This window comes from Streptomyces sp. NPDC002851 (assembly GCF_053591935.1).
Genome location: NZ_JBSFUT010000004.1, coordinates 286362 through 305901, shown reverse-complemented (window position 1 = coordinate 305901; position 19540 = coordinate 286362). Strand labels below are relative to the sequence as shown.

The 19540-nt window shown below is 69.5% G+C and carries 20 protein-coding genes; 11 read left to right on the top strand and 9 right to left on the bottom strand.

The window, feature by feature from the left end; all coding sequences use genetic code 11:
* Positions 1-89: 89 nt before the first annotated feature.
* Positions 90-293 carry a cold-shock protein gene (locus ACWD10_RS06785; RefSeq protein ID WP_009715709.1) on the bottom strand — a complete coding sequence of 68 codons (204 nt, stop codon included), beginning with the start codon at positions 291-293 and terminating at the stop codon, positions 90-92.
* A 382-nt stretch (positions 294-675) separates the two neighbouring features.
* On the opposite strand from ACWD10_RS06785, the gene ACWD10_RS06780 reads away from it, so the two are divergent.
* On the top strand, positions 676-1458 hold the full coding sequence (locus ACWD10_RS06780; protein ID WP_451087745.1) for a DUF899 family protein: 783 nt from the start codon (positions 676-678) through the stop codon (positions 1456-1458).
* Positions 1459-1772: 314 nt separating this feature from the next.
* On the opposite strand, the gene ACWD10_RS06775 is transcribed toward ACWD10_RS06780, so the two are convergent.
* Positions 1773-2309, bottom strand: a complete 537-nt coding sequence (locus ACWD10_RS06775; protein WP_451087743.1) for a hypothetical protein — start codon at positions 2307-2309, stop codon at positions 1773-1775.
* A gap of 171 nt (positions 2310-2480) precedes the next feature.
* Here ACWD10_RS06775 and ACWD10_RS06770 point away from each other — a divergent pair, with 171 nt between their 5' ends.
* On the top strand, positions 2481-3161 hold the full coding sequence (locus ACWD10_RS06770; protein ID WP_451087741.1) for a type 1 glutamine amidotransferase domain-containing protein: 681 nt from the start codon (positions 2481-2483) through the stop codon (positions 3159-3161).
* Between the two features lie 38 nt (positions 3162-3199).
* Here ACWD10_RS06770 and ACWD10_RS06765 read toward each other — a convergent pair whose 3' ends face one another.
* Positions 3200-3619 (bottom strand): MerR family transcriptional regulator, encoded by a 420-nt coding sequence (locus tag ACWD10_RS06765; protein ID WP_451087739.1) that lies wholly within the window; start codon positions 3617-3619, stop codon positions 3200-3202.
* Positions 3620-3671: 52 nt separating this feature from the next.
* On the opposite strand from ACWD10_RS06765, the gene ACWD10_RS06760 reads away from it, so the two are divergent.
* Complete coding sequence (locus tag ACWD10_RS06760; RefSeq protein WP_451087737.1) at positions 3672-4628, top strand: SDR family NAD(P)-dependent oxidoreductase; 957 nt, start codon at positions 3672-3674, stop codon at positions 4626-4628.
* A gap of 63 nt (positions 4629-4691) precedes the next feature.
* Here the strand turns inward: ACWD10_RS06760 and ACWD10_RS06755 are convergent, their stop codons facing one another.
* Entirely contained in the window at positions 4692-5324 is a 633-nt protein-coding gene (locus ACWD10_RS06755; RefSeq protein WP_451087826.1) for a MerR family transcriptional regulator, read from the bottom strand.
* A 281-nt stretch (positions 5325-5605) separates the two neighbouring features.
* Here ACWD10_RS06755 and ACWD10_RS06750 point away from each other — a divergent pair, with 281 nt between their 5' ends.
* The 3 genes from ACWD10_RS06750 to ACWD10_RS06740 all read left to right on the top strand — a co-directional run bounded on the left by ACWD10_RS06750 (position 5606) and on the right by ACWD10_RS06740 (position 8090).
* Positions 5606-6538 carry a hypothetical protein gene (locus ACWD10_RS06750; protein ID WP_451087824.1) on the top strand — a complete coding sequence of 311 codons (933 nt, stop codon included), beginning with the start codon at positions 5606-5608 and terminating at the stop codon, positions 6536-6538.
* Between the two features lie 63 nt (positions 6539-6601).
* Positions 6602-7270: a class I SAM-dependent methyltransferase gene (locus ACWD10_RS06745; protein WP_451087735.1), complete on the top strand. Its 669-nt coding sequence runs from the start codon at positions 6602-6604 to the stop codon at positions 7268-7270.
* A 130-nt stretch (positions 7271-7400) separates the two neighbouring features.
* Positions 7401-8090, top strand: coding sequence for a DUF899 domain-containing protein (locus ACWD10_RS06740; RefSeq protein WP_451087733.1), 690 nt, complete (start codon positions 7401-7403; stop codon positions 8088-8090).
* A 17-nt stretch (positions 8091-8107) separates the two neighbouring features.
* On the opposite strand, the gene ACWD10_RS06735 is transcribed toward ACWD10_RS06740, so the two are convergent.
* The 3 genes from ACWD10_RS06735 to ACWD10_RS06725 all read right to left on the bottom strand — a co-directional run bounded on the left by ACWD10_RS06735 (position 8108) and on the right by ACWD10_RS06725 (position 12095).
* Positions 8108-10486, bottom strand: a complete 2379-nt coding sequence (locus ACWD10_RS06735; RefSeq protein ID WP_451087731.1) for a SpoIIE family protein phosphatase — start codon at positions 10484-10486, stop codon at positions 8108-8110.
* Between the two features lie 121 nt (positions 10487-10607).
* On the bottom strand, positions 10608-11660 hold the full coding sequence (locus tag ACWD10_RS06730; protein ID WP_451087729.1) for an SPFH domain-containing protein: 1053 nt from the start codon (positions 11658-11660) through the stop codon (positions 10608-10610).
* 3 nt (positions 11661-11663) lie between these two features.
* Positions 11664-12095 (bottom strand): NfeD family protein, encoded by a 432-nt coding sequence (locus ACWD10_RS06725; protein WP_451087727.1) that lies wholly within the window; start codon positions 12093-12095, stop codon positions 11664-11666.
* A gap of 344 nt (positions 12096-12439) precedes the next feature.
* Between ACWD10_RS06725 and ACWD10_RS06720 the strand changes: the two genes are divergently transcribed.
* The 3 genes from ACWD10_RS06720 to ACWD10_RS06710 all read left to right on the top strand — a co-directional run bounded on the left by ACWD10_RS06720 (position 12440) and on the right by ACWD10_RS06710 (position 16156).
* Entirely contained in the window at positions 12440-13807 is a 1368-nt protein-coding gene (locus ACWD10_RS06720) for a glutamine synthetase family protein (RefSeq protein ID WP_451087725.1), read from the top strand.
* A gap of 117 nt (positions 13808-13924) precedes the next feature.
* Complete coding sequence (locus ACWD10_RS06715) at positions 13925-15304, top strand: aldehyde dehydrogenase family protein (protein ID WP_451087822.1); 1380 nt, start codon at positions 13925-13927, stop codon at positions 15302-15304.
* 66 nt (positions 15305-15370) lie between these two features.
* Positions 15371-16156, top strand: a complete 786-nt coding sequence (locus ACWD10_RS06710; RefSeq protein ID WP_451087723.1) for a 3-oxoacyl-ACP reductase — start codon at positions 15371-15373, stop codon at positions 16154-16156.
* 32 nt (positions 16157-16188) lie between these two features.
* Here the strand turns inward: ACWD10_RS06710 and ACWD10_RS06705 are convergent, their stop codons facing one another.
* On the bottom strand, positions 16189-16572 hold the full coding sequence (locus tag ACWD10_RS06705) for a VOC family protein (RefSeq protein ID WP_451087721.1): 384 nt from the start codon (positions 16570-16572) through the stop codon (positions 16189-16191).
* 260 nt (positions 16573-16832) lie between these two features.
* Between ACWD10_RS06705 and ACWD10_RS06700 the strand changes: the two genes are divergently transcribed.
* A complete protein-coding gene (locus ACWD10_RS06700; RefSeq protein WP_451087719.1) occupies positions 16833-17462 on the top strand; it encodes a TetR/AcrR family transcriptional regulator in 630 nt (209 codons plus the stop codon).
* Positions 17459-18637 (top strand): winged helix DNA-binding domain-containing protein, encoded by a 1179-nt coding sequence (locus ACWD10_RS06695; RefSeq protein ID WP_451087717.1) that lies wholly within the window; start codon positions 17459-17461, stop codon positions 18635-18637. The genes ACWD10_RS06700 and ACWD10_RS06695 overlap by 4 nt, the downstream gene beginning before the upstream one ends.
* Before the next feature lie 67 nt (positions 18638-18704).
* Here the strand turns inward: ACWD10_RS06695 and ACWD10_RS06690 are convergent, their stop codons facing one another.
* Positions 18705-19490 (bottom strand): MBL fold metallo-hydrolase, encoded by a 786-nt coding sequence (locus ACWD10_RS06690; protein ID WP_451087715.1) that lies wholly within the window; start codon positions 19488-19490, stop codon positions 18705-18707.
* Positions 19491-19540 lie beyond the last annotated feature (50 nt).

Below are 19540 nucleotides of genomic sequence, written 5' to 3'. Positions count from 1 at the left end.
TGGACTCTGGACAGCTGCCCAAGGACAGCAGAAACCGGGGCCCGCACCGTAAAGGTACGGGCCCCGGTTACGTGAAACGCGTCCGGCGATCAGGCCGGGACGATGTTCTCCGCCTGCGGGCCCTTCTGGCCCTGCGTGACGTCGAACGTCACCTTCTGGCCCTCCTGGAGCTCACGGAAGCCCTGGGTGGCAATGTTCGAGTAGTGGGCGAAGACGTCGGCGCCGCCGCCGTCCTGCTCGATGAAGCCGAAGCCCTTTTCCGAGTTGAACCACTTCACGGTTCCAGTAGCCATTGTCTATCTCCTAAAAAATGGGGCAGATCCGGAAACTCGCGGTTTACGAGTTCCTCGTCGCCGCATTGAGCCCCATCTCGTCCGGAGAAGCCCGGAAAAGCAACAATGCGCCTGAGGAGCATTCCCGTCAGGCGCACATAAAGTTCATGGGTACCAAAACTGCAACTCGACAACCATAGCACGCCCACGGTGGACGGCGCCGGTTCCGCGTACCTGCGGATCAGTTTTCTTGCGTCCTTGCGTCGATGAGTTCCGGCCCGGTCGCGAGTCCGTACTGGTGACCGCCGCAAAGCGTCGTACTGACCGTCGTAGAGCGTCGTACGACGCTGCCCGGTACAGGACACCACGGAAGCTACGAGACACCACGGAAGGTAGGGACCCCATGACTGCCACGCCGGACGACCCGACCACCGCACTGCCCGGCCGCCCGCCCGTGGTCGACCTGGCCACCTGGCAGACCGCCCGTGACGAGCTCCTGGTCCGCGAGAAGGCCCACACCCACGAGGGCGACGCCATCGCCGCGGCCCGCTGCCGGCTGCCGATGGTGGAGTTCGACGGGACGGTCGAGGTCGTCGGACCCGACGGGCCGGTCCCGTTCCTTGACCTGTTCCAGGGTCGCGAGGAGCTCATGGTCTACAAGCACATGTGGTACGACGGCGCGCCGCACCAGGGGCAGTGCGAGGGCTGCACCACCACGGCCTGGCACCTGAAGGACGCCGTCTATCTCAACGCCCGCGGCGTCTCGTTCGCCGTCCTGACCACGGGCCGCTGGGACGAGGTGGCCTCCTACGTCGCGTTCATGGGCTACACCCAGCCCTGGTACTCGGTGCGCGACGTGGACGAACCCGTCGGCGGCAGCATGGGCTACCTCACCTGCTTCCTGCGCGACGGCGACCGCGCCTTCCTCACCTACTCCACGACGGGCCGCGGCAACGAGCGAGTCAACGGCTCCCTCGGCCTGCTCGACATGACGCCCTACGGCCGCGGCGAAGCGTGGGAGGACAACCCCGAAGACTGGCCCGAGGGACGGGACCCGTGCTGGTTCTGGCGCACGGACGCGGACGGGAACGCCACCTGGGGCCCGACCAGCCGCCCCGTACCGCAATGGACCCGCCCCGACGCGACCCCCGTGCACACCCTCGGCCGCCACGACCCTCACCACTGACGCCCCTTCGTCGACGGCGTCGCCGCCGGTCCGCGTAGAGGCGCCCCTTGCGGGTGGTGCCGAAGTTCCTGATGTCCTCCAGTGAGGGGCGCTGTCCGACGGCGGGCACCACGGCGGCGTGCGGGTGCTCCGGCGACTCCTCGTCGCGGCTTCCGTACACCGCGCACTGGGCAATGGAGGGGTGGTGCACACCGGGCACGGCTCGGCCGACCGTCAGATGCCCACCGGGGCCGGTCAACTCCTGCTCCTCCGGGCCCGCTTCGGTGCACCAGTCGTCGCCCGGGCCCGCGGAAGTCCCATGCACTTGGGGAACGTCAGCTGACGGCCACCGCGGCAGGTGCCGCCTCGGGCGCCGCGGCGACCAGGGCCTCCAGCCGCTTGATCTTCCTCCGTACGACGTAGAGCGGGATCACCCCGAACACCCCGAAGGACATGTCGATCACCGACCACCAGAAGGGAATCCCGCGGATCGGCCCGCAGATCAGGGCCAGCGGGATGATCCCCGCGCAGGCGATCATTCCGAACTCGATGACCCAGATGTTGCGTACGGGGTCGCGGTAGGGCCCGTAGAAGGCGACCGCGATGACCAGGTGGGCGAAGGCCAGCCAGTCCGTGCCGTAGAGGATGAAGGGGAACTCGGCGTCCGTCGCGTCGAGTCCGGCCCGCACCCGCGCGACCCAGTCCATGAGTCCAGGCAGGTGCTCCGGCACGGACAGCGCGCGCAACGCCTCCTCCGTCCATCGCAGTTCGTGCACCAGCGGGAAGGCCGTGACCCCGCTCAGGACAAGGCACACGATGAACAGGACCAGCCACACACGTATGCCCCGCACGAGGGCGCTCCGCTCACTCATGCCCGCAGCGTACGCCACTCTTGAACACGTTCAAACGTGGGATGGCGAACTTCTCGGGTGGGTCCGCGTCCGGCGCGCCAGGCGCGCCAGGCCGAGTACAACCCACGCCCCACTTACGCTCACATCGACCGATATCGGCACATCTCGGTACGTCGAAGGGAAACGACCCGCATGAACGCCCCCAGGCGGCTGCTCTCCGTCCTCACCAGCCATGGAGTCCTCGGGGATACCGGCGGGAAGACCGGCTTCCATCTCGGTGAGGCGGTCCACCCGTGGCGTATCGCCCGCGAGGCGGGATTTGACGTGGATTTCGTGTCGGTCCAGGGCGGCGAGCCACCCATGATCGGTCATGACCGCCACAGTGCCGAGGAGCGCGCCTTCCTCGACGATCCCGACGTCGCGGCGCAGCTCCGGCGCACCCCCACGCCCGAGGACGTCGAAGCCTCGCACTACGCCGGGGTGTTCTTCGTCGGCGGTCACGGCGCGATGTGGGACTTCAGGGGCCACCAGCAACTGGAGTCACTGGCACGGGAGATCTACGAGAACGGCGGTGTCGTCGCGGCCATCTGCCACGGCCCGGCGGCCCTCGTCGACCTCACGCTGTCCGACGGCAGCTACCTCGTCGCGGGCAAGTCGCTGACCGCCTTCTCCAACGAGGGCGAGGCCGCCCGCGACCTGACGGACGTCGTGCCGTTCCTGCTGCAGAGCGCCCTCGAGGACAGGGGCGCCCACTACTCCTGCGCGCCGGGCCGCAAGGCCCACGTCGTGGTCAGCGGACGCCTCGTAACGGGCCAGAACCCGGCCTCCGCCCCTGAACTCGGGCACCGCCTGGTCGAACTCCTGGAACGCTGACACTCCTGGAACGCTGACGCCCGCTCTGACTGAAAGGCTCACCGAGGCAGATTCGGTGACCAGATGCCTGCCGCCGTCCCGTCCCGAAGGTGCTGCTCGTACGTGATGACCTTGCCGTGGATGACCTCGAGGCTCGCGTTCAGGTCGTCGATCTTGGCGCGTACGTTCCGTTCGTGCTCGCGCAGCAGGGCGAGGCGGTCCGTCTCGTTCCCCGGTCCCGAGCGGACAAGGTCGGCGAACTTCTTGATGGTGGCGATGGGCATGCCTGAGTCGCGGAGGCGACCGCACAGTACGAGCCAGTCGACATCGGCCTGTTCATAGATCCGCTGCCCACCGCTGGACCGCGGGATCTCGCGCAGGAACAGGCCCTCGCGTTCGAAGAAGCGGAGCGCATGCACGCTCAACCCGGTCTTCTCGGCGACCTGCCCAATGGACAGGCCACCCGGCTCCTTGCTCATAGCGGCAACTTACCTTGACCTAGCGTGCGGTCCAGGTTCTAGCGTCACGGGCATGATCACGAAGCAGCGGAAGATCGGTACCGGGTTCGGCGCCCACAGCACGGCCGACGACGTCCTCGCGGGCATCGATCTGACCGGTACCAACGCCCTTGTCACGGGCGGCTACTCGGGCCTCGGCCTGGAGACCACCCGCGCTCTCGCCCGCGCCGGAGCGCACGTCATCGTCCCCGCTCGCCGACCCGCCACCGCCGAACAGGCCCTGCACGACATCCCGAGGGCGGAGACGTACGCCCTCGATCTGGCAGACCTGGAGAGCGTACGGGCCTTCTCGGAACGCTTCCTGGACACCGGCCGCACCCTGGACGTACTCATCAACGGCGCGGGGGTGATGGCTTGCCCGGAATCGCGGGTCGGCCCCGGCTGGGAGGCGCACTTCGCGATCAACCACCTCGGTCACTTCGCGCTCAGCCAACGCCTCCGTCCGGCCTTCGCCCCCGGCCGGACCCGCGTGGTGTCCGTAGCCTCATCCGGACATTTCCTGTCCGACATCCGCTGGAACGACCTCCACTTCCGTACCGGTTACGACCGCTGGGTGGCCTACGCCCAGTCCAAGACCGCCAACGCACTGTTCGCCCTGCACCTCGACGCCCTCGGTGCGGACAGCGGCCTGCACGCCTTCGCGGTCCACCCCGGCAGCATCCTCACGCCGTTGCAGCGCCACATCCCCCGCGAGGAGTGGCTCGCACAGGGCTGGGTGACCCCGGACGGCAAGCCCGCCGACGGCTTCAAATCCCCACAGCAAGGCGCGGCAACAGCCGTATGGGCGGCCACGTCACCGCTCCTCGATGGCCACGGAGGGGCCTACTGCCAGGATTGCGACATCGCCGCACCGGCGACCAGCGACGACATGCTCATCGGCGGAGTCAAGCCCTGGGCCGTGGACCCCGAGGCGGCATCCCGTCTCTGGGAACTCTCCAGCGGGCTGACGGGGCTGAATGCATTCCGGTGAGGCCGCCTCTTGCGGCGCCTCGAGGATTCCGAACGCCCCATATACCTCTGATTGACCGTCGGCTCAGCTCGGCTGACGCTCCGTCGGGCCCTCCGTCGGCCCCTCCGTGCCGAACAGCTTCGCCGAGGCGTCCACATGGGCCAGCCTGCGGAGCGCGCTGAACACCGCCTCGCCCAGTACGGTTCCGATCACCACACTCTCCACGATGTCCTCGACCGCCACCCGCTGGTCCACGTACGCGAGGTCGGCACCGGCGACCTGTTCGGCGGCGTCGGCGTAGTCGTCGAGTACCTCGACGAATGCGCCGTGCCCCAGCCGGGCCATGGCGGCGAGGGCCTTCGACAGGTCGACCGCGGCGGGGTTGGACTCGTTCGTCCGCCAGCCGCGCCGCGAGATGAGGTCGGCGACGGCGGCATGCGCGGCTTCCGACTCGGCGTCGTCGTGATCGACGCTCGCGGTGCCGAGGCGCTCCGTGGCGGCGCCGAGGACTTTGTGCAGGGGCCGCGACGGATCGTCGATGGCCGTCAGTACGTCCGCGATTTCGGCCACCTTCATGCCGCCCACATCGAGCAGTGCGCGGATGAGTTGCAGCCGACGCTCGTGCGCCTCGCCGTAGGACGCCTGATTGGGGCTGGTCAGCTCGCCGGGAGGGAGCAGCCCTTCACGGACGTAGTACTTGATCGTCGGCACCGGCACTCCGGTTCTCGCACTCAACTCGCCCATACGCACTGCCGGTTCACTCCTTGACCTTCGCCCGCCCTGCTCACTGCGCCGACCCTTGCCAGCCTCGCCTCCCATGATAGATAGTGTCGCTATCAGATAGCGGATAGCGACGCTATCCATACACGGGGAGGGTCATGTCTTCTTCATCAGCTCCGTCTTCGTCATCAGCTTCGTCTTCTTCATCAGCTTCGTCGTGGTGGGGTTCCGGTCCATGGCGGTCGTGGCATCGGCCGCTGGTGCTGTTCTCGGCGGCGATGGTGGTAATGGCGGTCCTGTCCGCCGTGGGACTCGTCGTCGACGACCGTGTCCTGGTGGGGGCGCCGATCTGGGCCAAGCCGTTCAAGTTCGCGGTCTCCTTCGCGGCGTACTGCCTCTCCCTGGCCTGGATGCTGTCGCTGCTTCCCCGCGGCCGACGCGCGGGCTGGTGGGCGGGGACCGTCGTCGCACTCGCGTGCCTCGTCGAGATGGTGATCATCACGGGGCAGGTGATACGCGGGAAGCGCAGCCACTTCAACCACGAAACCCCCTTCGACGATGCGCTGTTCAACGCGATGGCCATCACGGCCGTCGTCCTGTGGCTCGGTACGCTCGCCGTCGCCGTGCTGCTGCTCCGCGCCCGCATGGCCGACCGCGCGTCCGCCTGGGCGATGCGCTCCGGCATCGTCCTGGCCCTGGCCGGGGCCGCCGTCGGATTCCTGATGGCGCGGCCCGCGCCCGGGCAGGAGCGCGGGATCTCCAAGGTGGTCGGCGCGCACAGCGTGGGCGTGCCGGACGGCGGTCCCGCCATGCCGCTGACCGGCTGGTCGACGACCGGCGGCGATCTGCGGATCCCGCACTTCTTCGGCATGCACGCGTTGCAGCTCCTGCCGCTGGTGGTCATGGCGCTGACCGCCCTCGCCCCGCGCTTCGCCCGCCTCGCCGATGACCGGGTGCGGTCGCGCCTGGTGCAGCTCGCGTCCGGGGTGTACGGCGCCGCCTTCGCGCTCGTCCTTTGGCAGGCGCTACGGGGGCAGCCGCTCCTCCGCCCGGATGCCGTGACGCTGGGGGCAGCCGGTGTGATCCTGGCGACCGCCGCTCTCGGGACGTACGGGATCCTGCGCACCCCAACTCCCCCTTCTCGGCAGGTAACTGACGCCGGAGAAGCCGACGCCGTGCCGGACCGCGCCGCCCCGGCCAAGGTCGGCTGATCCGAGGGGTCGGCGAGGGGTCGGTCACCGCCGTGACCGGCGAGGCTCTAGGGTCCTGTGGGTGTGACTGACGCTTCCTCGTACCTCGACACGACAGCGGATGCCTACGATGCCGTGGCCGTCCTCTACGCCGAACTCGTCCGCCATGAGCTTGACGCCCAGCCGCTGGACCGCGCGCTGCTCGCCGCCTTCGCCGAGCTCGTACGGACCACTGGTACCGGTACTAGTACCGGTGCCGGGCCCGTCGCCGAGCTGGGCTGCGGCCCTGGACGTGTGACCGCCCACCTGCGGGACCTGGGCCTTGACGTCTTCGGTGTCGACCTGTCCCCGGTGATGATCGACCTCGCCCGCGAGGCCTACCCGGACCTGCGGTTCGAGGTCGGCTCCATGGACGCCCTGGACCTGGCCGACGACGAGCTGACCGGCATCGTGTCCTGGTATTCGGTCATCCACACCCCACCTCGGGAAATACCCGCGTACTTGGCGGAGTTCCGACGCCTCCTCGCGCCGGACGGCCACCTCTTGCTCGCCTTCTTCGAGTCGGAGGATGAGCCGGTTACGCCGTTCGACCACAAAGTGACGACCGCCTACCGGTGGCCGATCGACGAACTCGCGGCGCTGGCCCGCGCATCCGGATTCGCGGAAGTCGGCCGCATGCTGCGGGAGCCGCGCGAGGGGGAACGGTTCCGCCAGGGCCGTCTCCTGATGCGGAAGCGGAGTGATCAGACGTAGCAACCCGCATACGTCCGGTGATGAACGCCCGGTGATGACAGATCGCATGGCCGACCACCGATGAGTTCGACGAACGGGCGGGGTCTACCCCTACACACGGCAAGTTGCCCACAGGATCTGTGAGGGGACCATGAGCACCAACGCACTACCGCCCGTCGTCGACGCCGACACCTGGCAGCGTGAGCTCGAAGCACTGCGTGTCCGGGAGAAGGCCGCCACCCGGGAACTCGACGCGATCGCCGCCCAGCGCCGCCGCCTTCCCATGGTCGAGCTGCCCGACTACACGCTCGAGGGCGAGGACGGACCGGTCCGCCTTGCGGACGTCTTCGAAGGCAAGCGGCAGCTGATCGTCTACAACCACATGTGGTTCCCGGGCGAGGAGTGGCAGTGCCCGGGCTGCACGGGGTTCACCGCGCAATTCACCCGGCCGGAGCTCCTGGACAACTACGATGCCCGGTTCGTCATCGTCACCCAGGGCCCGATCGACGAGGCACTCGCGTACAAGCGGCGGGTCGGGAACAAGATGACCTGGTACTCCACCGCGAACAGCCCGTTCGGCACCGACGTCGGCGCACCGCCCGGCGGCGGATTCGCCGTCAACGTCTTCCTGCGCGATGGCGACACCGTCTATCGCACCTGGCACACCAACGGCCGCGGCACCGAACAGCTCAGCCACACCTTCGCGCTGATCGACGTGTTGCCGTACGGGCGACAGGAGGAGTGGCAGGACTCGCCCGACGGCTGGCCACAGTCGCCCACGTACAGCCGGTGGCCCTCCTCCGAAGACATCGCCGCGCTCTACGGCCCGAAGTCCGACTGAGGGCGTTCGTGCGGCCCTCAGGCGGGCGGGAGGAGTTGCTCGGCCCAGATTGTTTTGCCCTTGGGGGTTTGTCGGCTGCCCCAGCGTTGGGTGAGTTGGGCGACCATGAGGAGGCCGCGGCCGCCCTCGTCGTAGACGGCCGCTCGGCGCAGGTGCGGTGAGGTGGAGCTGGCGTCGGAGACCTCGCAGATCAGTGCGCGGTCGCGGATCAGGCGCAGTTGGATGGGCGGGAGGCCGTAGCGGATGGCGTTGGTGACCAGTTCGCTGACGACCAGCTCGGTGACGAAGGCGGCCTCGTCCAACCCCCATGCGGCGAGCTGTTCGGTGGCGTTCTGGCGGGCGGTGGCCACTTCTTCGGGGTCCGGTGAGAGGTCCCAGGTGGCCACTTGGTCGTCGTCGAGGGCGCGGGTACGGGCCAGGAGGAGCGCTACGTCGTCGCGGGGGCGCTGTGGCAGCAGGGACTGGAGGACCGTGTCGCAGATGGCGCCGAGCGAATCGCGGGGCCGGGCAAGGGCGCGGCACAGTTCCTCGGTGCCCTCGTCCACGTCGCGGTCGCGGCCCTCGATCAGCCCGTCCGTATAGAGGGTGACCAACGAGCCTTCGGGCAGCTCGCGTTCCGTCGCCTCGAAGGGCAGGCCGCCGACGCCGAGGGGCGGTCCGGCGGAGATCTCGATGAGCTCGACCGTGCCGCCGGGCAGCACCACGGCGGGCGGCGGGTGCCCGGCGCTGGCCAGGGACAGGCGGCGGGAGACGGGGTCGTACACCGCGTACAGGCAGGTCGCGCCGAGCTCGGCGACGTCCGCGCCGCCGGTCTCGTCGCTGGCCAGGTTGGTCACCAGGTCGTCGAGGTGGGTGAGGAGCTCGTCCGGCGGAAGGTCCACATCGGCCAGGGTCCGTACCGCCGTACGCAGCCGCCCCATGGTCGCCGAGGAGTGGATGCCGTGCCCCACCACATCGCCGACGACCAGCGCGACCCGGCAGCCGGAGAGCGGGATCACGTCGAACCAGTCGCCGCCGACGTCCGTTCCGGAACCGGCCGGAAGATAGCGGTGGGCGACCTCGATCGCCGCCTGCGGAGGCAGCCGCTGGCCGAGCAGGCTGTTCTGGAGGGTCAGCGCGGTGGACCTCTCGCGGGCGAACCTGCGGGCGTTGTCCACGCACACGGCGGCCCGGCTGCCCAGCTCCTCGGCGAGGGCCACGTCGTCGCGACCGTACGGGTCGGGGTTGACGGCGCGGACGAAGATGGCGACGCCCAGGGTGGTGCCGCGGGCCCGCAGGGGCGCCGCCACCAGCGAATGGACGGTCACGCCGCTCTCGCGGAGCTTTGCGCTGCGTGCGGGGTGCTCGCCCACCCAGCGGTCGAAGCCGGGTTCTCCGGCCCTGCTGAGCACCGGCCGCCGCTCCGCGAGCGCCCGTGCGGGCGGCGAGAAGGGTGGATATGTGTCCGTCTCGCCGAGCCCGACGACGGCTTCCGGTGTCCCCTCGGTGCCGGACCGGTGCGCCACCCGGTGCAGGACGAAACCGGCACGGTCCACCGTCGTCGCCGGTTCCTCCGCCCCCAGGACCCAGCCGAAGAGATCCACGCTGGCGAAGTCGGCAAAGCGTGGCACGGCGAGCGCCACCAGCTCCTCGGCGGTCTGCACCACGTCCAGCGTGGTCCCGATGGAGGCCGCGGCCTCGTTCAGGAGGGCGAGGCGCTGCCGCGCCCAGTGCTGTTCACTGCTGTCGAAGGCCGCCAGGGCGACCGCGATCAGCTCCCCGGAGTGGCCCCGCACCGGCCACATCTCGACGTTCCAGGCGTGCTCGCGGGTCCCGGACGGCGCACGCGTGTAGCTCTCGTAGTGGACGGGGCGGCCGGTCTCGGCCACCTGACGCAGGTGGCTGTTGAATCCCCGGCTGTGCTCCGCGTCGTCCACCGTGTCCATGTAGAACCGCCCGCGCAGTTCCTCCTCGCCGACCCCCATCACCTGGGAGGCCACTTCGTTCATCCGGAGATACCGCTGCTGGGTGTCGAAGGCGGACATGGAGACGGACGCCTGCTGGAACGCCAGCTCGGCCACGCTTGGGCCGGTGGTGTCCGGCTGCGCGGCTTGCGGCGCGGCGGTGATCACGTAACCCAGCGGGCCGCCGTCCTGGCCCTGTACGGGGCACGCCGACAGGGCCAGTTCAACGGTCTGCCCGTCCCGGTGCCGCAGGGTGACCACTCCGGTCAGCGCGGTCGCGCCCGCCAGTGCCGTGGCCGCCTGCCCCTCCGACGGCTCTCCTACGAGGAGCGCGCTCGCCTCCCGCCCCACGACCTCCTCTGCCGTGTAGCCCGTGAGTCGCCGCGCACCATCGCTCCACCCCGTCACCACGCCCCGTGCATCGACGATGGCCGTAGCGTCGGCAGCTGTCATACGACCCAGCATGATCCCCTCGCCTCACGGCAACAAGCCAGGCGGCGCGACCCCCGACAAGAGGGGAAGAAGGTGGTCAGAGGTCGCGGAGTACCAGCTCAGCGTGGTGGATGGGTCCCGGTCACCGGCTCTCGGTGGAGTCGGGAGTGTCGGGTCGGATGGCGGCGGGGGTGACGCCTTCGGCCTTGGCCGCGTCGGCGACGGCCTCGGCGGCGGCTTCCGCGGCCTGCACCTTGTCGCTGGCGGCCTGGGCGGCCATGTCGTCCGAGGGCTTCTCGCGGGTGGCCGGTGACTGGGGCAGCGCCTCGCTGAAGGCGCGGGACACGCCCTGGAGTGCGGAGGTGACCTCGCTGGGGATCACCCAGAAGGTGCTGCCGGAGCCCTGCGCGAGTTGGGGCAGCACCGTGAGGTACTGGTAGGCGAGCAGCTTGGGGTCCGGGTCGTTGCGGTGCACGGCCTGGAAGACCTCGTCGATGGCCCGGGACTGGCCCTCAGCCTTGAGGATCTCGGCGGTACGGCTGCCCTCCGCGCGAAGGACCGCGGCCTGCTTGTCGCCCTCGGCGGTGAGGATCTGCGACTGGCGTTGTCCTTCGGCCCCGAGGATCGCGGCCCGCTTGTCCCGCTCGGCACGCATCTGCTTCTGCATGGCGTCCTTGATGGACTGCGGCGGGTCAATGGCCTTGATCTCCACGCGATTGACTCTCAGCCCCCACTTTCCAGTGGCGTCGTCGAGGACGCCGCGCAGCTGGCTGTTGATGGTGTCGCGTGAGGTGAGGGTTTTCTCCAGGTCCATGGAACCCACGACATTGCGCAAGGTGGTGACGGTGAGCTGTTCGACCGCCTGAAGGAAATTCGCGATCTCGTAGAAGGCCGCTCGTGGGTCGGTGACCTGGAAATACAGGACGGTGTCGATCTCGACGACGAGATTGTCCTCGGTGATGACCGGCTGCGGCCGGAAGGAGACGACCTGTTCCCGCAGGTCGATCATCGGGTGGACGCGGTCGATATACGGGATCACGAGGCTGAGGCCGGGTTTGAGGGTGCGGTGGTAGCGGCCGAGGCGTTCGACATTCCGGGCGCGTGCTTGGGGCACGATGCGTACCGCTCGTACCACCGTGAAGACCGCGAGCAGGGCGACGATCAGGCCGGCGACGAAGAGTGCCGAGACTTCCATGGCTCACTCCCGGGGATAGACGAGGGCGGTGGTGCCGCTGATCTCCAGTACATCGACGGTTGTTCCAGGAGGAATCACCATCGTCTCGTCGTAAGCGTGGGCCGTCCATTCCTCGCCTGCGATACGGACCCTGCCGTCCCGGGCCGTCACCTCCGTCACGACATAGGCGGACGTTCCGACGAGTGCGTCCACGCCGAATCGCGCCCTTTCGGGCTGGCGGACATGGCGCAGCGCAATTGGGCGTACGAAAATCATGGTCACGGTAGAGACGAGGGCGAACACCACGAGTTGGAACGGCACCGGAAGACCGACGGCGGCGGCTCCTGCCGTGACCAACGCGGCCGCACCCAGCATTCCGAGTGCGGCGGTGAGAGTGAAGATCTCCACCACGACCAGGACCGCTGCGACGATCAACCAGATCACCCACGGATCCATGGCGATCCCCTCCTGACCCGCTGAATCGGCCTGAGGCGCCTTTAACGTTGCTTTACCCAATCCTCGGAGGCAACAACCGCCTGCGCGCGCGGGGAGGGCTCACCACATCGCCGCGATCGCGCTGCTCCCCACTTCGAGCCAGAAAGGTATGGGTCCACACCTTTACCGCAGAGTGCGCCTGCCCCGCTTGCCAGCCGCACGTGACTCGCACAGGCAACCAGCGGATGCATCGACTCCTCAGCCGCACCCCTTCCCAATCAATGGTTTGGATGCGTACCTTAAGGCGTCCGGTGCCCTCCAGCGGAGCCCCGGTAGTCCCTGAACCCACGCCAGGAGGCAATTCCGTGGCAGACAGCACGCCCCCGCTCTCCGTCGACGAGCTCAGGACGCTCGTGGACGCCGGGGAGATCGACACCGTCGTCCTGGCCTTCACCGATATGCAGGGCAGGCTCCAGGGCAAGCGGTTCGCGGCCCGGTTCTTCCTCGACGACGCGCTGGAGCGCGGCACCGAGGGGTGCAACTACCTCCTCGCCGTCGACGTCGACCTCAACACCGTGGACGGCTACGCCATGTCCTCCTGGGAGCACGGCTACGGCGACTTCGTCATGCGGTGCGACCCGGCCACGCTGCGCCGCATCCCGTGGAACCCGGCCACCGCCATGATCACGGCCGACCTGGTCTGGCACGACGGCAGCCCGGTGGCCGCCTCCCCGCGACAGATCCTGCGCCGCCAGCTCGACCGGCTCGCCGAGCGCGGCTGGAGTGCGTACGCCGGTACCGAGCTGGAGTTCATGGTCTTCCGGGACACCTACGAGGACGCCTGGAACCGCGGGTACCGGGACATGAACCCCGCGAACCTCTACAACGTGGACTACTCGATCCTCGGCACGAGCCGCGTGGAGCCGCTGCTTCGCCGTATCCGCAACGAGATGGGCGCGGCCGGGATGACCGTCGAGTCCGCCAAGGGCGAGTGCAACCTCGGCCAGCACGAGATCGCCTTCCGCTACGACGAGGCGCTGGTCACCTGCGACCAGCACTCCATCTACAAGACGGGCGCCAAGGAGATCGCCGCGCAGGAGGGCCACTCGCTCACCTTCATGGCCAAGTACGACGAGCGCGAGGGCAACTCCTGCCACATCCACCTCTCGCTGCGCGACGAGGACGGGAACCCGGTACTCGCCGATGACGCCGGAGAGTTCGGGATGTCCACGCTCATGCGGCACTTCCTCGCCGGACAGATCGCCGCCATGCGCGACTTCACGCTCCTGTACGCGCCGAACATCAACTCGTACAAGCGGTTCCGGCCGGGCTCCTTCGCGCCCACCGCGGTCGCCTGGGGCCCGGACAACCGCACCTGCGCCCTGCGCGTCATCGGCCGCGGCCACGCCCACCGCTTCGAGAACCGCCTTCCCGGCGGCGATGTGAACCCGTATCTCGCGGTGGCGGGCATGGTCGCGGCGGGCCTGTACGGCATCGAGCACGAGCTGGAGCTGCCCGAGGTCTGTACCGGCAATGCGTACACCGGCGACGCGCAGCACGTCCCGACGACCCTGCGCGAGGCCGCCGAACTGTGGGCGGGCAGCCCGATCGCGAAGGCCGCCTTCGGGGAGGAAGTTGTCGAGCATTACGCCCATATGGCCCGTGTCGAGCTGGCTGCCTACGACTCCGCTGTGACCGACTGGGAGCGGTTCCGGTCCTTCGAGCGCATGTAAGCGCGTGTAAGCGACCTGCGCCTGTCTTTAGTACCCGCCTCTGTAACTGCCTTTGTGCCTGCTTCTCTACCCGCCTCTGTACCTGCCTTCGTGCCTACGTCACCTCGTACCTGCCTCATCTGGAGAACCGCTGTGAGCGAGCATCACGTACTCAACCCGGCGACCGAGGAACTCGTCGCCACCGTCACCGCGTCGACGCCGTCCGACGTCGACGCGGCTGTCGCGCGGGCCGCACAGGCCCAGGCCCGGTGGGCGGCCCTCGCCCCCGGCGACCGGGCCCGGCTGCTGCGCCGCTTCGCCGCGGTCATCGACGAGCACGTGGAGGAGCTGGCCCAGCTGGAGGTCAGCGAGGCCGGGCACCCCATCGGCAACGCGCGTTGGGAGGCGGGCAACGCCCGTGACCTGTTCGAGTACGCGGCCGGGGGCATCGAGCGGCTGACGGGTGCGCAGATCCCGGTCGCCGGTGGCCTCAACGTCACCCTGCACGAACCGCTCGGCGTGGTGGCGGTGATCGCGCCGTGGAACTTCCCCATGCCGATTGCCTCTTGGGGGGTCGCCCCCGCGCTGGCCGCGGGCAACGCCGTGCTCCTCAAGCCCGCCGAGATGACCCCGCTCACCGCCCTCCGGCTCGCCGAGCTCGGCCTGGTGGCGGGGCTGCCCGAGGGGCTGTTCCAGGCCGTGCCGGGCGCGGGCCGGGTCGTGGGTAATGCGCTGGTCGAGCACCCGGGCGTGGCCAAGGTCGTGTTCACCGGCTCCACCGGCGTCGGCAAGCAGATCATGGCCAAGTGCGCGGGCGGCGTGAAGCGCGTGACCCTCGAACTCGGCGGCAAGAGCCCCAATATCGTCTTCGCCGACGCCGACATCGAGAAGGCCGCGGCCGCGGCCCCGGGCTCCTTCCTCGACAACACGGGCCAGGACTGCTGCGCCCGCAGCCGCATCCTCGTGCAGCGGTCCGTCTACGACCGGTTCCTTGAGCTGCTCGAGCCCGCCGTCAAGGCCGTCACCGTCGGCGACCCGGCCGACCCGGCCACCGACATGGGCCCACTGATCTCCGCCGCCCAGCGCGAGACCGTACGCTCCTACGTCCCCGAGGACGCGCCGGTCGTCATCCGCGGGGAAGCGCCGGAGGGCAAGGGCTTCTGGTACCCGGCCACGGTCCTGGCCCCGGACTCCCCCGACCACCCGGCCGCCGTCGAGGAGATCTTCGGCCCCGTGGCCGTCGTCCTGCCCTTCGAGGACGAGGCCGACGCGATCCGCCTCGCCAACGCCACCGAGTACGGGCTCTCCGGCTCGATCTGGACCCGCGACGTGGGGCGCGCGCTCCGCGTCTCCGCCGGGGTCGAGGCGGGGAACCTGTCCGTCAACTCGCACAGCAGCGTGCGGTATTGGACCCCGTTCGGCGGTTACAAGCAGTCGGGGCTCGGCCGGGAGCTGGGCCCCGACGCGCTCGCCGCCTTCACCGAGACGAAGAACGTGTTCATCAGCACCGAGGACTGATCGGCACCACCCGGGGCGGTTCCATGGCCCACCACCACAGCAAGCCACGAAAGAAAGGCTCAGCCCATGACCGAGCAGAAGTCCCTGTGCCGTCGGCTCGTCGGCCGTACCGCCGTCATCACCGGTGCGGGCAGCGGAATCGGCCTGGCCACCGCCCGGCGCCTCGCCTCCGAGGGCGCGAACGTCGTCTGCGCCGACATCGACGAGGCCGCGGGCAAGCAGGCCGCCGATGAGGTGGACGGCATCTTCGTCAAGGTCGACGTCACCGAGTCCGACGAGGTCGAGGCGCTCTTCAAGACGGCGTACGACACCTACGGCTCGGTCGACATCGCCTTCAACAACGCGGGCATCTCCCCGCCCGACGACGACTCGATCCTCACCACCGGCCTGGAGGCCTGGAAGCGGGTCCAGGAGGTCAACCTGACCTCCGTCTACCTGTGCTGCAAGGCCGCCATCCCGTACATGCGCGAGCAGGGCCGCGGCTCCATCATCAACACCGCGTCCTTCGTGGCGGTCATGGGCGCCGCCACCTCGCAGATCAGCTACACCGCGTCCAAGGGCGGGGTGCTGTCCATGTCCCGCGAGCTGGGCGTCCAGTTCGCCCGCGAGGGCATCCGCGTCAACGCGCTCTGCCCGGGGCCGGTCAACACCCCGCTCCTCAAGGAGCTGTTCGCCAAGGACCCCGAGCGCGCCCAGCGCCGCCTGGTCCACGTCCCGATGGGCCGCTTCGCCGAACCCGAGGAAATGGCCGCCGCGGTCGCCTTCCTCGCCAGCGACGACTCCTCCTTCATCAACGCCGCCGAATTCCTGGTCGACGGCGGCATCGCGGGGGCCTACGTCACTCCGGTCTAACGGGAGGCCTGCGGCTGAGCCTGCAGGGCTCCTCACCACTCCCTCTTCTGGGTCACGCCGATGACGTAGCCGTCGGGGTCGCGGAAGTAGAAGATCTGCTGGCCGTCGACCTCGGCGTCCTTGACCGCCGTCACCAGCGGCCGGATCCGGGCCACGTACGCGTCGAAGTCCTTGACGGCCAGGTAGAACATGCCGAACGCGCCCACCGGGGTGTCCGCCAGGACCGGCAGCCAGCTCCGCAGGTGCTCATCGCGGTGGACCATGAGTGCGAACTCGCCCTCGAAGAGGAGCGATCGAAGGTCGTCGTCGGGGTTGTCGCCCGCGGGCAGGGCGGTGAAGCCGAGCTTCTCGTAGAAGTCGACGGATGCCTGGGTGTTCTTCACGCCCAGGCAGGGGGCGATGGCGGGTGCCTTCATGGGGATCAGTCCTCGGGGGGAGAGTCGGAGGGAGGGTGAGGGGCGTGGTCTCCGCACCCTCCGCTCGCTTACTTGTAGTACATATGTACTGTAGCGGACTCGAACGAGGTGCGCAACTCGGACATTGAAGACAGAGGTCCGGACGCCGAGGCGCCCGGAAGGCCCGTACAGGTGCGGAGGGTGCGGAGACCAGGCACCGAGGCCCTTGCTGTACCTTTGTACTAACGACACCGTTCGCCTCCCGGTCCATGGAGCCCCGCATGCCCGCCGACAAACCCCCCTCCCGCCGACGCCGCGATCCCGAGCGGCGGATCGAGGAGATCATCGCCGCGACCGAGCGGGTCATCGCCGACCGCGGCGTCGAGGGGCTGACGCACCGCGCGGTGGCCACGGAGGCGGGGGTGCCGCTGGGGGCGACGACGTACCACTTCGCGACGAAGGAGGATCTGCTCGCGGCGGCGCTGGCCCGGGCCGTCGACCGCTTCTCCGCCTACCTGCACACGTGGGTCGCCGAGCGGCCCGATCTGACCCATGAGCAGTTCGCCGTGCTGCTCACCGATGCCCTCGTGCACAGCTTCGGCACCGAACGCGACCAGCAGGTCCTGGAGTTCGAGCTCTACCTCGCCGCGCTGCGCCGCCCGGCCCTGCGGCCGATCGCGGACCGCTACCACGCGCTGAACCTCTGGGCGCTGAACCACTACACCGACCCGGACACCGCCACCGCGGCCGCCGCCGCCCTCAACGGCATCAGCCTGCGCGCCCTGGCCACCTCGACCCCGCCCACCCGCAGCGAGATCGAAACCATCCTGCGCCGCATCCTCACCCCCAACCCCGCCTACCCCAACTCCCCTACGGGCAGCGGGATCACCGACGGAGAGAGGACGACATGAGCCTGCGCCGCAAGGTCACCGACGCCGAACGGCGCGCCCGCCTGGGGCGCCGTCACCTCCTGACGCCCGGCGGCAAGGCGGCCCGGGTCGAGGACGTCGCCGACGCCCTGGTCGGGCTGCACGCCACCGACCCGGCCACCGTGTTCCTGTCCGCAGCGGCGCGGCTCGCCGAGCCGTGCGTGGCCGAGGTCGAGCGGGGCCTGTACGACGACCTCACGCTCACGCGAATGCTGTGCATGCGGCGCACCATGTTCGTCGTCCCGACCCCGCTCGCCCCCGCCGTGCACGCTTCCACCGCCCGTGCCGTCGCCGCCAAGGAGCGCGCCGGTCTGCGTACGCTGCTCACCGGTGCGGGCTGGAGCGAGGCCAAACTGGCCCGTGCCGAACGGGAGTTGCTGGCCGCGCTCGCGCAGCGCGGCGAGGCCACCGCGGCCGAACTCGCCCGGGACGTGCCCGTACTCGCCGAACAGCTGCTGCTCGCCCCCGGCAAGAGCTACGAGTCCCGCCAGAGCGCCGGATCACGCATCCTGCGGGTCCTGGCCGCCGAGGGCCGCATCCGCCGGGCCCGGCCCCGCGGCCTGTGGACCTCCAGTCAGTTCCGCTGGACCGTGCAGCCGGACGCCGCGCGGGACTCCGGAGAGGCCGAAGTCGCCGCGGCCAAGGCGCAGTTGGCCCGCCATTATCTCGCCGCCTTCGGCCCCGCCACCGTCGACGACCTCAAGTGGTGGACCGGCTGGACCGTCTCCGACACCCGCAGGGCCCTCGCCGCGATCGGCGCCGAGGACGTCGAACTCGACGACGGCAGCACCGGCTACCTCCCCGCCGACCGGGACGAGGCCGCCCCCGCCGCCGAGCCCTGGGTCGCCCTGCTGCCCGGCCTCGACCCCACGCCCATGGGCTGGCGTCACCGCTCCTTCTACCTGGACGCCGACCACGTCCCCGCCCTGTACGACCGCAACGGCAATATCGGGCCCACCATCTGGGCCGATGGCCGCGTCGTCGGCGCCTGGGCCCAACGCCCCGACGGTCAGATCAACCACCACCTCCTGACCGACCCCGGCCGCGAGGCCCGTACGGCCATCGACACCGCCGCCCACGCCCTGGCCACCTGGCTCGGCCCCACCCGCATCACCCCCAGCTTCCGCACGCCTCTCGAACGGCAACTCGCTGCCTGATACGGCGGCACGAGGGGTTGTCCTACGGATCACCGGATCGGCTTGTCCTACGGATCACCGGATCACCTCAGGCAGGTGCCGCCTCACCGATCGAGAAAGCGGCACCCGCTGCGGCGTAGTCGACAGGACCCTTGAACCGGGCCGAGGCACGGGCCACCGCCTCGTGTGGGGTGAGGAAGCGACCCACGTGGGTGACGATCAGCCTGCGTGCCCGAGCCGCGGTGGCCGTGTCGCCGGTGTTTTCGGGGGTGTGGTGCACCTGCTCGCCCTCGGTCGGCGCCTGGGCGCTCTCGGCTTCGCACAGCAGCGCATCGCAGCCCTCGGCCAGCTGCGTGAGGTTCGCACACGGTGCCGTGTCTCCGGAGTAGACCAGCGACCGGCCCTCGGCCTCGATGCGTACGGCGAAGGCCGGGATGCCGTGGTCCACTGCCCGGCTGGTCAGAGTGAGTGCGCCGACGCGTGCCTGATGGCCGTCACGCAGCTCATGGACGGCGAAGGCGGACTCGACCGGGCTGCGCGTCGCGCTGTTGGTCAGGAAGTGGGCCAGCCGGTCGGCGATGCCCGGTGGCCCGTACAGGGGGATGGGCGTGGCGAGTCGGATGTCCGCGAAGAGTGCCGCGTAGTAGGCGGTGAGCAGGTCCGCGCTGTGATCGGCGTGCAGGTGCGAGATCCAGATCGCGTCCACCTCGTCGAGCCGGACGTGCCGCTGCAACTGCGCCAGCGTCCCGCTGCCCGCATCCATCCAGACCCGGGTGTCGCCGCTGGACACCAGGTAGCCGGAGCACGGGTTGTCCACGCTCGCGTAGGGCGTCGAACTCCCCAGGACAGTGAGGCGGAGAAGGTCGCTGGTCATCCGGGGAGTGTATAGAGCGCTTGATCCAGGGGAAGTTGGCGGGTCGGCGG

What these genes read in the sequence shown, in the direction of transcription:
- ACWD10_RS06700 (WP_451087719.1), top strand. Translation starts at nt 16,833, where the DNA reads ATGCCCGCCGACAAACCCCCCTCCCGCCGACGCCGCGATCCCGAGCGG.
- ACWD10_RS06725 (WP_451087727.1), bottom strand. Translation starts at nt 12,095, where the DNA reads ATGGATCCGTGGGTGATCTGGTTGATCGTCGCAGCGGTCCTGGTCGTG.
- ACWD10_RS06750 (WP_451087824.1), top strand. Translation starts at nt 5,606, where the DNA reads ATGGTGGTAATGGCGGTCCTGTCCGCCGTGGGACTCGTCGTCGACGAC.
- ACWD10_RS06760 (WP_451087737.1), top strand. Translation starts at nt 3,672, where the DNA reads ATGATCACGAAGCAGCGGAAGATCGGTACCGGGTTCGGCGCCCACAGC.
- ACWD10_RS06770 (WP_451087741.1), top strand. Translation starts at nt 2,481, where the DNA reads ATGAACGCCCCCAGGCGGCTGCTCTCCGTCCTCACCAGCCATGGAGTC.
- ACWD10_RS06775 (WP_451087743.1), bottom strand. Translation starts at nt 2,309, where the DNA reads ATGAGTGAGCGGAGCGCCCTCGTGCGGGGCATACGTGTGTGGCTGGTC.
- ACWD10_RS06735 (WP_451087731.1), bottom strand. Translation starts at nt 10,486, where the DNA reads ATGACAGCTGCCGACGCTACGGCCATCGTCGATGCACGGGGCGTGGTG.
- ACWD10_RS06705 (WP_451087721.1), bottom strand. Translation starts at nt 16,572, where the DNA reads ATGAAGGCACCCGCCATCGCCCCCTGCCTGGGCGTGAAGAACACCCAG.
- ACWD10_RS06785 (WP_009715709.1), bottom strand. Translation starts at nt 293, where the DNA reads ATGGCTACTGGAACCGTGAAGTGGTTCAACTCGGAAAAGGGCTTCGGC.
- ACWD10_RS06695 (WP_451087717.1), top strand. Translation starts at nt 17,459, where the DNA reads ATGAGCCTGCGCCGCAAGGTCACCGACGCCGAACGGCGCGCCCGCCTG.
- ACWD10_RS06690 (WP_451087715.1), bottom strand. Translation starts at nt 19,490, where the DNA reads ATGACCAGCGACCTTCTCCGCCTCACTGTCCTGGGGAGTTCGACGCCC.
- ACWD10_RS06765 (WP_451087739.1), bottom strand. Translation starts at nt 3,619, where the DNA reads ATGAGCAAGGAGCCGGGTGGCCTGTCCATTGGGCAGGTCGCCGAGAAG.
- ACWD10_RS06710 (WP_451087723.1), top strand. Translation starts at nt 15,371, where the DNA reads ATGACCGAGCAGAAGTCCCTGTGCCGTCGGCTCGTCGGCCGTACCGCC.
- ACWD10_RS06780 (WP_451087745.1), top strand. Translation starts at nt 676, where the DNA reads ATGACTGCCACGCCGGACGACCCGACCACCGCACTGCCCGGCCGCCCG.
- ACWD10_RS06730 (WP_451087729.1), bottom strand. Translation starts at nt 11,660, where the DNA reads ATGGAAGTCTCGGCACTCTTCGTCGCCGGCCTGATCGTCGCCCTGCTC.
- ACWD10_RS06740 (WP_451087733.1), top strand. Translation starts at nt 7,401, where the DNA reads ATGAGCACCAACGCACTACCGCCCGTCGTCGACGCCGACACCTGGCAG.